This window comes from Actinacidiphila sp. bgisy167 (assembly GCF_965342175.1).
Taxonomy (GTDB): Bacteria; Actinomycetota; Actinomycetes; order Streptomycetales; family Streptomycetaceae; genus Actinacidiphila.
Genome location: NZ_CBDRBL010000020.1, coordinates 1 through 14,540 on the forward strand (window position 1 = coordinate 1; position 14,540 = coordinate 14,540).

Annotated in this window: 6 protein-coding genes and 1 tRNA gene; 6 read left to right on the top strand and 1 reads right to left on the bottom strand. The window is 70.6% G+C overall.

Annotated features, from left to right (window positions below):
- The first annotated feature begins 192 nt into the window (after positions 1-192).
- Both ACRWND_RS10625 and ACRWND_RS10630 read left to right on the top strand, forming a co-directional pair.
- Positions 193-1,167 carry a DegT/DnrJ/EryC1/StrS family aminotransferase gene (locus ACRWND_RS10625; RefSeq protein WP_431948498.1) on the top strand — a complete coding sequence of 325 codons (975 nt, stop codon included), beginning with the start codon at positions 193-195 and terminating at the stop codon, positions 1,165-1,167.
- 81 nt (positions 1,168-1,248) lie between these two features.
- A tRNA-Thr gene (locus ACRWND_RS10630) sits at positions 1,249-1,321 on the top strand.
- Between the two features lie 70 nt (positions 1,322-1,391).
- On the opposite strand, the gene ACRWND_RS10635 is transcribed toward ACRWND_RS10630, so the two are convergent.
- Positions 1,392-4,007 carry a SpoIIE family protein phosphatase gene (locus ACRWND_RS10635; RefSeq protein WP_431948412.1) on the bottom strand — a complete coding sequence of 872 codons (2,616 nt, stop codon included), beginning with the start codon at positions 4,005-4,007 and terminating at the stop codon, positions 1,392-1,394.
- Positions 4,008-4,453: 446 nt separating this feature from the next.
- Between ACRWND_RS10635 and ACRWND_RS10640 the strand changes: the two genes are divergently transcribed.
- The 4 genes from ACRWND_RS10640 (at position 4,454) to ACRWND_RS10655 (ending at position 14,505) form a co-directional block, all read left to right on the top strand.
- The gene (locus ACRWND_RS10640; protein WP_431948499.1) at positions 4,454-9,766 is read left to right on the top strand and encodes a HAMP domain-containing protein; all 5,313 of its coding nucleotides are present in this window, start codon (positions 4,454-4,456) and stop codon (positions 9,764-9,766) included.
- 265 nt (positions 9,767-10,031) lie between these two features.
- On the top strand, positions 10,032-10,703 hold the full coding sequence (locus ACRWND_RS10645) for a response regulator (RefSeq protein WP_431948414.1): 672 nt from the start codon (positions 10,032-10,034) through the stop codon (positions 10,701-10,703).
- Between the two features lie 114 nt (positions 10,704-10,817).
- On the top strand, positions 10,818-13,484 hold the full coding sequence (locus ACRWND_RS10650; protein WP_431948416.1) for a DNA translocase FtsK: 2,667 nt from the start codon (positions 10,818-10,820) through the stop codon (positions 13,482-13,484).
- A 220-nt stretch (positions 13,485-13,704) separates the two neighbouring features.
- Positions 13,705-14,505 carry a helix-turn-helix domain-containing protein gene (locus tag ACRWND_RS10655; RefSeq protein WP_431948418.1) on the top strand — a complete coding sequence of 267 codons (801 nt, stop codon included), beginning with the start codon at positions 13,705-13,707 and terminating at the stop codon, positions 14,503-14,505.
- Positions 14,506-14,540 lie beyond the last annotated feature (35 nt).

Here is a 14,540-nt window from a genome sequence, read left to right on the forward strand (position 1 = left end):
CCTTTCAGCGCCGATGGTACTGCAGGGGGGACCCTGTGGGAGAGTAGGACGCCGCCGAACAATCATTGAAAGCGGTGCCCCCGGACCTGGTCCGGGGGCACCGCTTTTTGGCGTATCCACACCCTCTGTTCATGTGCAGATCAGGAGCGCATCATCCGCTGCGGCAATCCTTGCCGGACCGGGTACGTGGAGGTGAGCCTGATGCAGCAGTCTCTGGTTCGGGGTGCGGAAGTGGCCGCGCTGGAGGACGAGTTCTCAGCCGCGGTGGACGGGCGTCATGCCGTTGCCGTGGATTCCACCACCTCCGCTCTGAGGCTGGCGCTGGTGTCGCTCGGCATCGGTGCCGGCGAGGAAGTGATCCTGCCGTCGTTCGCGCCGGTGGAGACCGCGGCAGCGGTGCGGCAGGCCGGTGCGGTGCCGGTCTTCGCCGACATCGACCCGCAAACGTTCTGCCTCGACCCGGAGGCTGTCGCCGCGGTGACCTCCCCCCTCACGGCGGCGATCCTGCCAGTGCACCTCTTCGGACACCCCGCGGCCGTGGACCAGATCGTCGACGTCGCGGCTCGGCACGGTCTGGCGATCGTCGAGGACGCCACGCAGGCCCAGGCGGCGACACTGGCCGGACGGCGGGTGGGCACCTACGGCGCGCTGAGCGTGTTCGCCGTCGAGGAGGGCGCCGTGGTGACCACGGAGCACCCCGAACTGGCCGGCGCGGTCAAGCGGCTCCGGGACACCGTGCACATGAGGGCCAGGATGACCGACGCCAAGGCGGCTTCCGGCCGGGGGTCGTTGGCGAAGCTCCCCGGGGCCGTGGCCAGGCAGCGGGCCAACTGCCGGTACCTGGACTCGGCGCTCACCGGCGTCCTCGTGCCGTATGTGGAGCCCGGAGCCCACCACGTCTACCACCGGTACACGGTCCGCATACCGGGCAACGGAAGGCCGGACCGGGACGCGTTCGCCATGGCTCTGGCCGGCCGGGGCGTGCGGGCGGACGTCAGTATCCGGACGCCCCTGCACCGTATGCCGGAGTACCGGTCGAGCTCGTATCTGCCCAGGACGGAGAAGGCGGCCGGCGAGACGCTGTCGCTGCCCGTCCACCCGGGGCTGACGGAGAAGGAGTTGGAGCGGTTGGCCACGGCGTGCAACACGCTCGGCGGTCTGCTCTGAGCCGTGGCCTTCGGGCCGGCCGCGCGTCGAGCGGATTTCCGGACCAGGGCGTGCATGGGTTAAGATCCTTCACGTCGACGCGCCCCAATAGCTCAGTCGGCAGAGCGTCTCCATGGTAAGGAGAAGGTCTACGGTTCGATTCCGTATTGGGGCTCTGAAGAGGAAAGGCCCCCGCCCGATGGCGGGGGCCTTTCCTGTTTCCGTGCGCTGTGGGACCGGCCCCGTCAAACCGGCAGTTCCGGGACGCGCATCGCCAGGATGGCCATGTCGTCCGAGGGCGCGTCCGACGCGAAGCGCTCCACGGCCCGCTGGATGCGGGCGGCGACGGCTCCGGCGGTGAGGCCGGTGCAGGTCGCGAGGACGTCGGCGAGACCGTCGTCGCCGAGCATACGGGCGCCCTCGCGGCGTTCGGTGACGCCGTCGGTGACGCAGAGCAGGACGTCGCCGGGGTCGAGGGTCACACTCTGCTCGACGAGTTCGAGGTCCTCGATGACGCCCAGCAGCGGCTGCGGTTCCGCGGCGGGTTCCACGACGCCGTTCTGCCGCAGTCGCAGCGGCAGCGGGTGACCGGCGCAGACGACCTTCAGGAGGGCGCTGCCGTCGCTCTGCGGCCACATCTCGCCGTAGAGCAAGGTGAGGAAGCGGCTTCGTGCCCCCTCGTCCAGAATGGCCGCGTTGAGTCGCTCCAGCACCGAAGGGCCGCTGAAGCCCTCACGGGCGAGCAGACGCAGCGCGTGCCGGGCGAGACCGGTCACGGCCGCGGCCTCGGGGCCCGTGCCGCACACGTCGCCGATGGCGAAGCCCCAGCAGCCGTCCCTGATGGGGAACACGTCGTAGAAGTCGCCGCCGACCTCGTTGCCCTCACCGGCCGCGCGATAGACGACCTCGACCTCGACGCCGGGGATCGCCGGCACGCCGGGCGGCAGCAGGCTGCGCTGGAGGGACTGGCTGATGGCCGTGCGCTCGCTGTAGAGGCGGGCGTTGTCCAGGGCGAGGGCGGCGCGGCGGGAGAGGTCCTCGGCGAGTTCGAGGATCTCCTGTCGGAAGCGTTCGTCGGCGGACTTGCCGAGTGTGAGCATGCCGATGACGCGGTTGCGGGCCACCAGCGGCAGGACGACCGTCTCGCCGCCGACGGCGGCAGCGGTGGCCAGGGCCGTGCCGGGCCCTGAAGCGGGCCGCCCGGCCTCGCCGAGGCCGAGGCTGCGCAGGGAGGCGCGCAGGGCCGTGGAGTGGGCGGCGTCGGTGGGGGCCGTCCACGTCCGGGCCCCGGGGGTGGGGTCGGGCTCCGGAGGGGCGAGGCGGGAGAGCAGGGCCTTGATGCCGTCGATGCGGTCCTCGTCCTCGTGGAGGACGAAGGCGAGCTCGGGCTCCGAGGACTGGTCGGCGATCGTGTACACGGCACACCAGTTGGCGAGGGTGGGCACCGTCATCTGGGCCATCAGGGCCAGCGTCTGGTCGCGTTCCAAGGTGCCCGCCAGCAGGTCGGAGGCCTCGACCAGGAAGGACAGCGAGCCGCGGCGCAGCCGTTCGAGCTCGGTGAGGCGGGCGCTCTCCACCGCGAGCGCGATGCGGTCGGCGGCGAACTGCAGTCGCAACGCCTCCTCGTTGGTGTAGCGGCCGGGGCTTTCCGCGGCCACGCCGAGCGAGCCGGTGAGGCGGCCCTCGACCTTGAGGGGGACGGTGACCACGGAGCGCATGCCGGTGCCGGCGAGCAGCGGGACGGCCCCGGGCACCGCTGTGAGGTCCTCGTGGACGGCGGGCATGCGGGCGCTGCCGTAGCGACCGGTGCCGGCCTCGACGGGGACGCGTGCGAAGCGCTGCCGGGCGGACGGGAGGCCGGTGGAGGCCCGCACCTCCAACTCGGTCTCGTCGTCGGTGGCGAGCAGCAGGTAGGCGGCGTCGCCGTCGAGCATGTCGCGGGCGCGCTCGACCGTGCGCTGCAGCAGCCCGTCGAGGTCGTCGGGCGCGGGGGAGCCGATGAAGGACTCGAAAGGGTCCACGGCCTTGCCGCGTTCGACGCCGCCCTCGACGGCGACCATGCCGCGCCCCGGGTTCTGCAGGACGGCGCGCTCGCCCTCGCGCACCAGCAGGCACACGGTGGACGGATCTCCGGAGGAGTCGCGCACCCGCAGGTGCGTGCCGTAGACGGGGAGGATCCGGCCGTCGGCATCGCGGACGCCGTAGCTGCCCTCCCAGCGGGACAGCCGCAGTGCCTCCGCGATGCCGTGTCCGGTGCCCGGGGTCTGCGGCCAGGCGGCGAAGTCGCCGAGGGGCTTGCCGGTGACCTGGTCGCCGGGGTGGCCGAAGAGTTCCGCGGCGTCCTGGTTCCAGCGGGTGATGATGCCGTCCCGGTCGACCTGGACGACGGCGACGCGGACCCGTTCGTCGGCCAGCGGCAGCGCCTGGACCGGCAGGGCCGGTCCGGCCGAGCGGGTTCCCGCGGGGCGCCGGGGGAGGTCGAGGCGGAACCAGACCTGCTTGTCGGCCGAGGTGTACTCCACGCCCCAGCGGCTTGCCAGCGCCGAGCACAGGAGCAGCCCGCGGCCGCCCTCGTGGTCGGGGTGGACCTGCTTCTTGGCGTCGTGGAGCGGGAGCTCGCGTTCGGGGTAGCGGTCGGCGACCTCGATCCGTACGGCGGACTCGAAGCGCAGACACCGGACGTCCGCCGCGGTGCCGGCGTGGACGACGGCGTTGGTGACGAGTTCACTGGTGAGGACGACGGCGTCGTCGACCACCTCGGAGAAGCCCCATCCCTGGAGGGTGTCCCGGACGAACGCGCGTGCGGTGGCGACCGAGCGTCCCACGGGTTCGAAGGTGGCCGCCGCGCGCGCCGTGATCACTGATCTCCTTGTTTGTCCCGGGACGTCACCGTTTGTCGTCCGCTGTACTGTCACCACCGGCCCCCACTTCGAGGTGTACGCCCGGCCCAAGGTGGGCAACCGCATGCCAGGTTACTTACCCCCGGCGACCGCATGTGTGCCGGTTGGGCGTGTTCCTGCCCCGATCGTGACGCCGGTCATATGCGATGCTGCCGAACTGTTATGGCCGGGCCCGGGCATGGTGAAACACTGGTCATGCCTGAACGAGGCACCTGCAGGTCGGTCGACCCTCCGGGAGGGACACGGTGGAGTCTGGCGCATCGGCGCGAGGCGGCGCGGCATCCGCGGCGAAGCGGGGCGGTACCGCACGGGTCAAGAACGTGCGGTCGCGTCCGAGCGGGGCCGGCGCGGGGACGGTGGAGGTCGACTCGGCGGCCCTGCACCGGTTGCTGTCCGCGCTCGAATCCATGCGGGACGGCAACTTCCGCAAGAGGCTGACGGTCACCGGCGACGGGCTCATGGCGGAGATCTCCGCGGTGTTCAACGAGGTGGCCGACCGCAACCAGCACCTGACGGGGGAGCTGGCGCGGGTGAGGCGGGTCGTGGGCCGCGAGGGCAAGCTCGCCGAGCGCCTGGAGACGGGAACGTGCGAGGGCGCCTGGGCGGCGGCCATCGACGCCTCCAACGCGCTCGTCGACGATCTCGTACGCCCGGTGTCCGAGGTCGGCCGGGTGCTGTCGGCGGTCGCGGAGGGCGACCTCGAGCAGCGGATGGACCTGCGCTCGCAGGGCGCCGACGGGTCCGGGCACCCGCTGCGCGGAGAGTTCCTCAAGGTGGGCCGCACCGTCAACGGGCTGGTGGACCAGCTCTCCACGTTCACCGACGAGGTGACCCGGGTGGCGAGCGAGGTCGGCACCGAGGGCAAGCTGGGCGGTCAGGCGCGGGTGCGTGGCATGTCCGGTTCCTGGAAGGACCTCACCGACTCGGTCAACACCATGGCGTCCCGTCTGACGGCGCAGGTCCGCGACATCGCTCTCGTCACGACGGCGGTCGCCAAGGGCGACCTGTCGCGCAAGGTCACCGTGCACGTGGACGGCGAGATGCTCGAGCTGAAGAACACCGTCAACACGATGGTCGACCAGCTCTCCTCCTTCGCCGCCGAGGTGACCCGCGTCGCGCGCGAGGTGGGCACCGAGGGGCAGCTGGGCGGGCAGGCCAAGGTGGCCGGCGTCGACGGGGTGTGGAAGGACCTCACGGACTCCGTCAACCTGATGGCCGGCAATCTCACCGCCCAGGTGCGCGACATCGCGCAGGTGACCACCGCGGTCGCCAACGGCGACCTGTCGCAGAAGATCACCATCGGCGCGCGCGGCGAGGTCGCGCAGCTCGCCGAGACCGTCAACGCGATGACCGAGACCTTGCGCACCTTCGCCGACGAGGTGACCCGGGTCGCGGGCGAGGTCGGCGCGGAGGGCCGGCTCGGCGGTCAGGCGCAGGTGCCCGGTGCCGCCGGCACCTGGAAGGACCTGACGGACTCGGTGAACACCGCGTTCCGCAATCTGACCGGCCAGGTGCGCGACATCGCGCAGGTGACGACGGCGGTAGCCAACGGCGACCTGTCGCAGAAGGTCACGGTGGACGTCTCCGGCGAGATGCTGGAGCTGAAGAACACCGTCAACACGATGGTCGACCAGCTGTCGGCTTTCGGCGCCGAAGTGACCAGGGTGGCGCGTGAGGTCGGTGTCGAAGGTGAGCTGGGCGGTCAGGCGCAGGTGCCGGGTGCGGCGGGTCTGTGGAAGGACCTGACGGACTCGGTGAACACCGCGTTCCGCAATCTGACCGGCCAGGTCCGCAACATCGCGCAGGTGACGACGGCGGTCGCCAACGGCGACCTGTCGCAGAAGGTCACGGTCGACGTCTCCGGCGAGATGCTGGAGCTGAAGAACACCGTGAACCGCATGGTGGACCAGCTGTCCTCCTTCGCCGGACAGGTCACGCGCATGGCCCGGGACGTGGGCACGGAGGGCCGCCTCGGCGGTCAGGCCCGCGTCGACGGCGTGAGCGGGGTGTGGAAGGAGCTCACGGACTCCGTCAACTTCATGGCGGGCAACCTCACCTCGCAGGTCCGCCAGATCGCCCAGGTGACGACAGCGGTGGCGCGCGGCGATCTGTCGCAGAAGGTCGACGTCGACGCGCGCGGCGAGATCCTGGAGCTGAAGAACACCATCAACACGATGGTCGACCAGCTGTCCTCCTTCGCCGAGCAGGTGACCCGGGTGGCCCGCGAGGTCGGCACCGAGGGCCGGCTCGGAGGCCAGGCGCAGGTGCCGGGCGTGGCCGGCGTGTGGCGCGACCTCACCGATTCCGTGAACGGCATGGCGGGCAACCTGACCGCGCAGGTCCGCAACATCGCCCAGGTGGCCACGGCGGTGGCCCGCGGCGATCTGTCGCAGAAGATCGACGTCGACGCGCGCGGCGAGATCCTGGAGCTCAAGAACGTCCTCAACACCATGGTCGACCAGCTGTCGGCCTTCGGCGACGAGGTGACCCGGGTGGCCCGCGAGGTCGGCACCGAGGGCATCCTGGGCGGTCAGGCCGAGGTGAAGGGCGTGTCGGGCACCTGGAAGGACCTGACGCAGTCCGTCAACTTCATGGCGAACAACCTCACGATGCAGGTGCGCAACATCGCCGAGGTCACCACCGCCGTCGCCCAGGGCGACCTGTCCAAGAAGATCACCGTCGACGCCAAGGGCGAGATCCTCGCCCTGGTCACCACCGTCAATACGATGGTCGACCAGCTCTCCGCGTTCGCCGACGAGGTGACCCGGGTGGCCCGCGAGGTGGGCACCGAGGGCCAACTGGGCGGCCAGGCGCGGGTGCGGGACGTCTCCGGCATCTGGAAGGACCTCACCGACAACGTCAACCTGATGGCCAACAACCTGACCAGCCAGGTGCGTTCGATCTCCTCCGTCGCCACCGCCGTCGCCAACGGCGACCTCACCAAGAAGATCACCGTCGAGGCACGCGGCGAGGTGGCCCAGCTCGCCGAGACCATCAACACGATGGTCGACACGCTCTCCGCCTTCGGCGACGAGGTGACCCGGGTGGCCCGCGAGGTGGGCACCGACGGCATCCTCGGCGGTCAGGCGCGGGTGCCGGGCGTGTCCGGCTCGTGGAAGGACCTCACCGAGTCGGTGAACAACATGGCCTCCAACCTGACCGGCCAGGTCCGCAACATCGCCATGGTCACCACGGCGGTCGCCCGCGGCGACCTGTCCAAGAAGATCGACGTCGACGCGCACGGCGAGATCCTGGAGCTGAAGACGACCATCAACACGATGGTCGACCAGCTGTCGGCCTTCGGCGACCAGGTGACCCGGGTGGCCCGCGAGGTGGGCACGGAGGGCCGCCTGGGCGGTCAGGCGCGGGTGCCGGGCGTGTCCGGCATCTGGAAGGACCTCACCGAGTCGGTGAACCTGATGGCGAACAACCTGACCCGTCAGGTGCGCAACATCGCCCAGGTGGCCACCGCCGTGACCCGCGGCGACCTCAACATCCGCACGGACGTGGACGCGGCGGGCGAGATCCTGGAGCTGCAGGACTACATCAACACCATGATCGTCCGACTCCGCGAGACCACGCTCGCCAACAAGGAGCAGGACTGGCTCAAGGGCAACCTCGCCCGCATCTCCGGCCTGATGCAGGGCCGCCGGGATCTCAACGACGTGGCGGCGCTCATCATGAGCGAGCTGACGCCGGTGGTCTCCGCCCAGCACGGGGCCTTCTTCATCGCGGAGGAGCCGGCCGGCGGGGAGGAGCACGAGGAGGGCTACGAGCTGAGGCTGTGCGGCTCGTACGGCTTCTCCAAGCGGACGATGCCGACGGTGTTCCTGCCGGGGGAGGGGCTGATCGGCACGGCGGCGATCGAGAAGCGCTCGATCCTGGTGGAGGACGTGCCGCCGGGCTATCTGAAGATCACCTCGGGTCTCGGCGAGGCGTCGCCGGCGCATGTCATCGTGCTGCCGGTGGTCTTCGAGGACCGGGTGCTCGGGGTGATCGAGCTGGCCTCCTTCCAGCCGTTCACGCAGATCCAGAAGGACTTCCTGGGCCAGATCACCGACATGATCGCGGTCAGCGTGAACACCATCAGCGTGAACACCAAGACCGAGTACCTGCTGGAGCAGTCGCAGGAGCTGACCGAGCAGCTGCGCGAGCGCTCGGCGGAGCTGGAGAACCGGCAGAAGCAGCTGGAGATGTCCAACACGGAGCTGGAGGAGAAGGCGGAGCTGCTGGCCCGCCAGAACCGGGACATCGAGGTGAAGAACACGGAGATCGAGGAGGCGCGGCAGGTCCTGGAGGAGCGCGCCGAGCAGCTGGCGGTCTCGATGCGCTACAAGTCCGAGTTCCTGGCCAACATGTCGCACGAGCTGCGCACCCCGCTCAACTCGCTGCTGATCCTGGCGAAGCTGCTCGCGGACAACGCCGAGGGCAACCTCTCGCCCAAGCAGGTCGAGTTCGCCGAGACCATCCATGGCGCCGGTTCCGACCTGCTGCAGCTCATCAACGACATCCTGGACCTGTCCAAGGTCGAGGCGGGCAAGATGGACGTCAGCCCGACCCGTATCGCCCTGGTCCAGCTGGTCGACTACGTGGAGGCCACCTTCCGCCCGCTCACCGCGGAGAAGGGCCTGGACTTCTCGGTGCGGGTCTCCCCCGAGCTTCCCGCGACGCTCCACACCGACGAGCAGCGGCTGCTGCAGGTGCTGCGCAACCTGTTGTCGAACGCGGTGAAGTTCACCGACAGCGGTTCGGTCGAGTTGGTCATCCGCCCCGCCGGCCCCGACGTGCCGCAGGCGATCCGGGAGCAGTTGCTGGAGTCCGGTTCGCTGCGGGACGCGGACGAGCCGCTGGTCGCCTTCTCGGTGACCGACACGGGCATCGGCATCGCGGCGAGCAAGATGCGGGTCATCTTCGAGGCGTTCAAGCAGGCGGACGGCACCACCAGCCGCAAGTACGGCGGTACGGGCCTGGGCCTGTCGATCAGCCGGGAGATCGCCCGGCTGCTCGGCGGCGAGATCCACGCCGACAGCCAGCCCGGCCGTGGCTCGACCTTCACCCTGTATCTGCCGCTCAACACCACCGATCTGCCGCCGCAGGGCTACCCGCAACTCCCCTCCGCCGAGGCCGAGGACGTCGAGGGGGCGCCGGCCGAGTCGCTGCCCGTCCCGGCGCACGGCCACATGGCGGTGCGCGGCCGGGGCGCGGGCAGCAGCCTGGCCAGGCTGCGCCGGCGTTCGGCGGCGCAGCGGCCCGCGGCGGCCGGCCCGGCGGAGCGCCACGCGCTGTCCGAGCCGTGGGCGGAGGGCGCGCACAGCGACGCCTACACCGGCTTCGCGGGCGGCTTCAGCGGCGAGAAGGTGCTCATCGTCGATGACGACGTCCGCAATGTGTTCGCCCTCACCAGCGTGCTGGAACAGCACGGACTGACCGTGCTGTACGCAGAGAACGGCCGGGAGGGGATCGAGGTCCTGGAGCAGCACGACGACGTCGCGGTGGTCCTGATGGACATCATGATGCCCGAGATGGACGGCTACGCGACGACGGCGGCGATCCGCAGGATGCCCCAGTTCGCCGGGCTGCCGATCATCGCGCTGACGGCGAAGGCGATGAAGGGAGACCGGGAGAAGAGCATCGAGTCGGGGGCGTCCGACTACGTGGCCAAGCCGGTGGACACCGATCACCTGCTGGCGAAGATGGAGCAGTGGATGCGGTCCAGGTGACGCCGCCCCGTCACCTCCCGGCGACCGGGCGGCGACGGGCGGTGAGCCGCCCCTGAGCCGTGTGTGCGGACAGGTGTGGAAGTGCGTGAGTCCGGGAACCTTCTGGACTCCGCTTTCGTTTCGGCTACGTGCGCAGTGACATGGCGGTGACAGGGTGTGGCGGACGCGGGGTACGGCTACCATGACCGGCACAAGGACGGACGGCGCTCAGGAGTCGTCCATGGGGGCGGCGACCGGTGCAGTGCCGGGGCGAGGAGGGCGGGCCATGGTGCAGAAGGCCAAGATCCTCCTGGTCGATGACCGGCCGGAGAATCTGCTGGCGCTGGAGGCCATCCTCTCCGCGCTCGATCAGATGCTGGTGCGGGCATCGTCCGGGGAGGAGGCGCTCAAGGCGCTGCTCACCGACGACTTCGCGGTGATCCTGCTCGATGTCCAGATGCCGGGCATGGACGGGTTCGAGACCGCGGCGCACATCAAGCGGCGAGAGCGTACCCGGGACATCCCGATCATCTTCCTCACCGCCATCAACCACGGTCCGCACCACACCTTTCGCGGCTATGCGGCCGGCGCGGTGGACTACATCTCCAAGCCTTTCGACCCGTGGGTGCTGCGCGCCAAGGTCTCGGTCTTCGTCGACCTCTACAAGAAGAACTGCCAGTTGCGGGAGCAGGCGGGCCTGCTGCGGCTGCAACTGGAACAGGGCGCGGGGTCCGGCGGCGGCAAGGAGTCCGTGGGCCTGCTGGTGGAGCTCTCCTCACGGCTGTCCGCCGTGGAGGAGCAGGCGGAGGCGCTGTCCAAGCAGCTGGACGAGTCCGCGGACGCCGCGGCGGTGGCCACGGCGGCCCACTTGGAGCGCAAGCTGACCGGGCTGCGCCGCGCGCTGGACGCGCTGAAGCCGGGCGCCGGCGGCGACAAGAAGATTCCCCCGCAAGAGTGAAGCGGATGCGCCATATGATGCAAAGTCATCCTTGGCGCGCCAGAGGCACGACACGAATGGCGGTACGCGTGGTCCCACGTGTCGTGCGCGGGACGGAGCGGTAACCTCACCGTCATGGCCTCACGTACGTCCGGCACCGCCAAGAAGGCTGCCGCCACACCTGCGGCCAGGCCCGCGGGGAAGAAGGCCCCCGTGAAGAAGGCGGCGGCCAAGAAGCCTCCTGCCAAGAAGCCGCCGGCCAAGGCGGCGCCGAAACCGGCGGCCAAGCCCGCGCCCTCCCCGACGGGGGGCGTGTACCGGGTCGCCCGGGCGCTGTGGCTCGGCCTGGCGCACACCGTGGGCGCCCTCTTTCGCGGCGTCGGGCGCGGCGCACGCGGACTGGACCCGGCGCACCGCAAGGACGGCCTGGCGCTGCTGCTGCTCGGCCTCGCGCTGGTCGTGGCCACCGGCACCTGGTCGGATCTGCGCGGCCCGGTGGGCGAGCTGGTCGAGATACTGGTCACCGGGCTGTTCGGGCGGCTGGACCTGCTCGTGCCGTTCCTCGTCGGCGCCGTGGTGTGGCGGCTGATGCGCCATCCGCAGAGGACCGACGCCAACGGGCGCATCGTCATCGGCCTGACCGCCCTCAGCGTCGGTGTGCTGGGCCTGGTGCACATCGGCTGCGGTTCCCCGGGCCGCAGCCAGGGCACCGAGGCGATCCGCGACGCGGGCGGGCTGATCGGCTGGGCCGCGTCCGCGCCCCTCGACTACACCGTCGGGGCGCCGCTGGCGGTGGCGCTGCTGGCGCTGCTGGCCTTCTTCGGACTGCTGGTCACCACCGCGACCCCGGTCAACGCCATCCCTCGCCGACTGCGCGAACTCGGCATCCGGCTGGGCCTGGTGGAGCAGGAGGGCGCCGCCGAGGCCGAGGAGGACGCGGTGCCCTTCAGCGACCTGCTGGAGGAGGGGAGCGGCTCCCCGGAGGCCGCCGACAAGCCGCGCCGCCGCTCCAGGCGCCGCCAGGAGCAGACGGACCTGCCCGATCTGACGCCCAGCGACGGACTGGGCGCCGTCGACCTCGCCTACGGGGTGGCCGCGGACCTCGACGGCGCCCTCACCTACGGAGTGCCCGGCTCGTCGGTCGTCGCGGACCTCGTCAGCCACTCCCTGCCGCAGATCCGGGGCACCGCTGAGGCGGACGCGTCCGAGGCCGCCCCGGGCGCCGCCGAGGCGTCGGGGCCGGCCGTGCCCGACCTCACCAAGGCCGCCCCGCCCGAGCGGGGCGCGGCGCTGCCGCCGCGTGCTGAGCAGCTCCAGTTGTCCGGGGACATCACCTATGCCCTGCCGTCCCTGGACCTGCTGGAGCGCGGTGGTCCCGGACGTACCCGCAGCGCCGCCAACGACGCCGTGGTCGAGTCGCTGACGAGCGTCTTCTCGCAGTTCAAGGTCGACGCGCGGGTCACCGGTTTCACCCGCGGACCGACGGTGACCCGCTACGAGGTGGAGCTGGGCCAGGCCGTCAAGGTCGAGCGGATCACGGCCCTCGCCAAGAACATCGCGTACGCCGTGGCCAGTCCGGACGTGCGGATCATCAGCCCGATCCCCGGCAAGTCGGCGGTCGGCATCGAGATCCCCAACAGCGACCGGGAGATGGTCAACCTCGGCGACGTGCTGCGCTCGGCGGAGGCCGCCGGCGAGGAGCACCCGATGACGGTGGGTCTCGGCAAGGACGTCGAGGGCGGCTACGTCATGGCCAACCTCGCGCGCATGCCGCACATCCTCGTCGCGGGCGCCACGGGGTCGGGCAAGTCGTCCTGCATCAACTGCCTGATCACCTCCGTCCTGGCACGCTCCACACCCGACGAGGTGCGGATGGTGCTCGTCGACCCCAAGCGCGTCGAGCTCACCGCGTACGAGGGCATCCCGCACCTGATCACCCCGATCATCACCAACCCCAAGCGGGCCGCCGAGGCGCTGCAGTGGGTCGTGCGCGAGATGGACCTGCGCTACGACGACCTGGCCGCCTACGGCTTCCGGCACATCGACGACTTCAACGCGGCCGTGCGCGGCGGCAAGGTGAAGCCGCCGGAGGGCAGCGAGCGGGAACTGGCGCCCTACCCCTACCTGCTGGTGATCGTTGACGAGCTCGCGGACCTGATGATGGTGGCGCCGCGCGACGTGGAGGACGCGATCGTGCGCATCACCCAGCTCGCCCGGGCCGCCGGCATCCACCTCGTCCTGGCCACCCAGCGGCCCAGCGTCGACGTCGTCACGGGTCTGATCAAGGCCAACGTGCCTTCCCGGCTTGCCTTCGCGACCTCCTCCCTGGCCGACAGCCGGGTCATCCTCGACCAGGCCGGCGCCGAGAAGCTGATCGGAAAGGGTGACGGTCTGTTCCTGCCGATGGGCGCGAACAAGCCGGTCCGCATGCAGGGCGCCTTCATCACGGAGGAGGAGATCCACGCCGTCGTCGCCCACTGCAAGGCGCAGTTGACCCCTTCCTACCGTGAGGACGTGGTCGTCGGCTCGGGACCGAAGAAGGAGATCGACGAGGAGATCGGCGACGACCTGGACCTGCTGTGCCAGGCCGCGGAGCTGGTCGTCTCCACGCAGTTCGGCTCGACCTCGATGCTCCAGCGCAAACTGCGTGTCGGCTTCGCGAAAGCGGGAAGGCTCATGGACCTGATGGAATCGCGCGGGATCGTCGGCCCCAGCGAGGGGTCGAAGGCCCGGGATGTTCTGGTCAAGCCGGACGAGATGGACTCCGTGCTCGCGGTGCTCCGCGGCGAGGCCGGTTCGTAGCCGTTCCGTGGCTCACTCGTAAGTGGGTCGCGCGCAACCGTTGCTCCTGCCCGCACGTCAAGTTATTGCAGGAGGAAGGCGTATGGCCGACTGCCATCGGCGCCGGTGAGGACGGCAATCCTGATGGCCGACAAACCACGCCCGCCCGCTTGCCCGTCCGTTTGCACACCCCCCTAGACTGGGTCTCCAGCAGGTGGCTAGACGCTCGAAAGGCGCCCCCGTGTCCATCGGCAACCCGCCCCCCGACGACCGGATCCCGGTCGGTCGTGCCCTCGCACAGGCCCGCGTCGCCGCGGGCCTGACCGTCGAGGAGGTCAGTACCACAACGCGTGTACGCGCGCCCATCGTGCACGCGATCGAGCAGGACGACTTCTCCCGCTGCGGCGGCGACGTGTACGCCCGCGGCCACATTCGTGCGATCGCGCGCGCCGTGGGCCTCGATCCCGAGGCCCTGGTCGAGCAGTTCACGGCGGAGCACGGCGGTGCGCCCGCCCCGACGCCCGTGGCCCCGTTGTACGAGGCGGAGCGGATGCGTCCCGAGCCGCGCCGCCCCAACTGGACCGCCGCCATGGTGGCGGCGATCGTCGGCGTCGTCGGCTTCGTCGGCTTCACCCTCTTCAACGGCGGCGAGGAAGGCGGCAAGGAGCCCGTGGCGGGCAAGCCGAGCGTGGCGAGCCCGGCGGCCACGACGCCCGGCAACACCACGAGCACCACACCGAGGCCCGAGGAGTCCGACAGCGCGATCGCCGCCGCGCCGGCCGACAAGGTCACCGTCAAGCTCACCGCCACGAACGCCAAGAGCTGGATCCAGGCGGTGGGCAGCAACGGGAAGCAGCTCTACCAGGGCAGTCTGGAGCCGGGCGACTCCAAGACCTTCACCGACAAGAGCAAGATCAACCTGATCATCGGCAACGCGGGCGCGGTCGACCTCTTCGTCAACGGCAAGGACCTCGGGCCGGCGGGCGACCCCGGTCAGGTCCAGCGCCTCGCCTTCACCCCCGGCGATCCGGAAGCAGGGTGACGCCCCCTTCCACGGGCGCGCACGGACACCGCGGC

Bases quoted from the DNA above. Each gene is read 5' to 3' on its own strand.
- ACRWND_RS10640 (WP_431948499.1), top strand. From the start codon at position 4,454: ATGCGGGACGGCAACTTCCGCAAGAGGCTGACGGTCACCGGCGACGGG.
- ACRWND_RS10645 (WP_431948414.1), top strand. From the start codon at position 10,032: ATGGTGCAGAAGGCCAAGATCCTCCTGGTCGATGACCGGCCGGAGAAT.
- ACRWND_RS10650 (WP_431948416.1), top strand. From the start codon at position 10,818: ATGGCCTCACGTACGTCCGGCACCGCCAAGAAGGCTGCCGCCACACCT.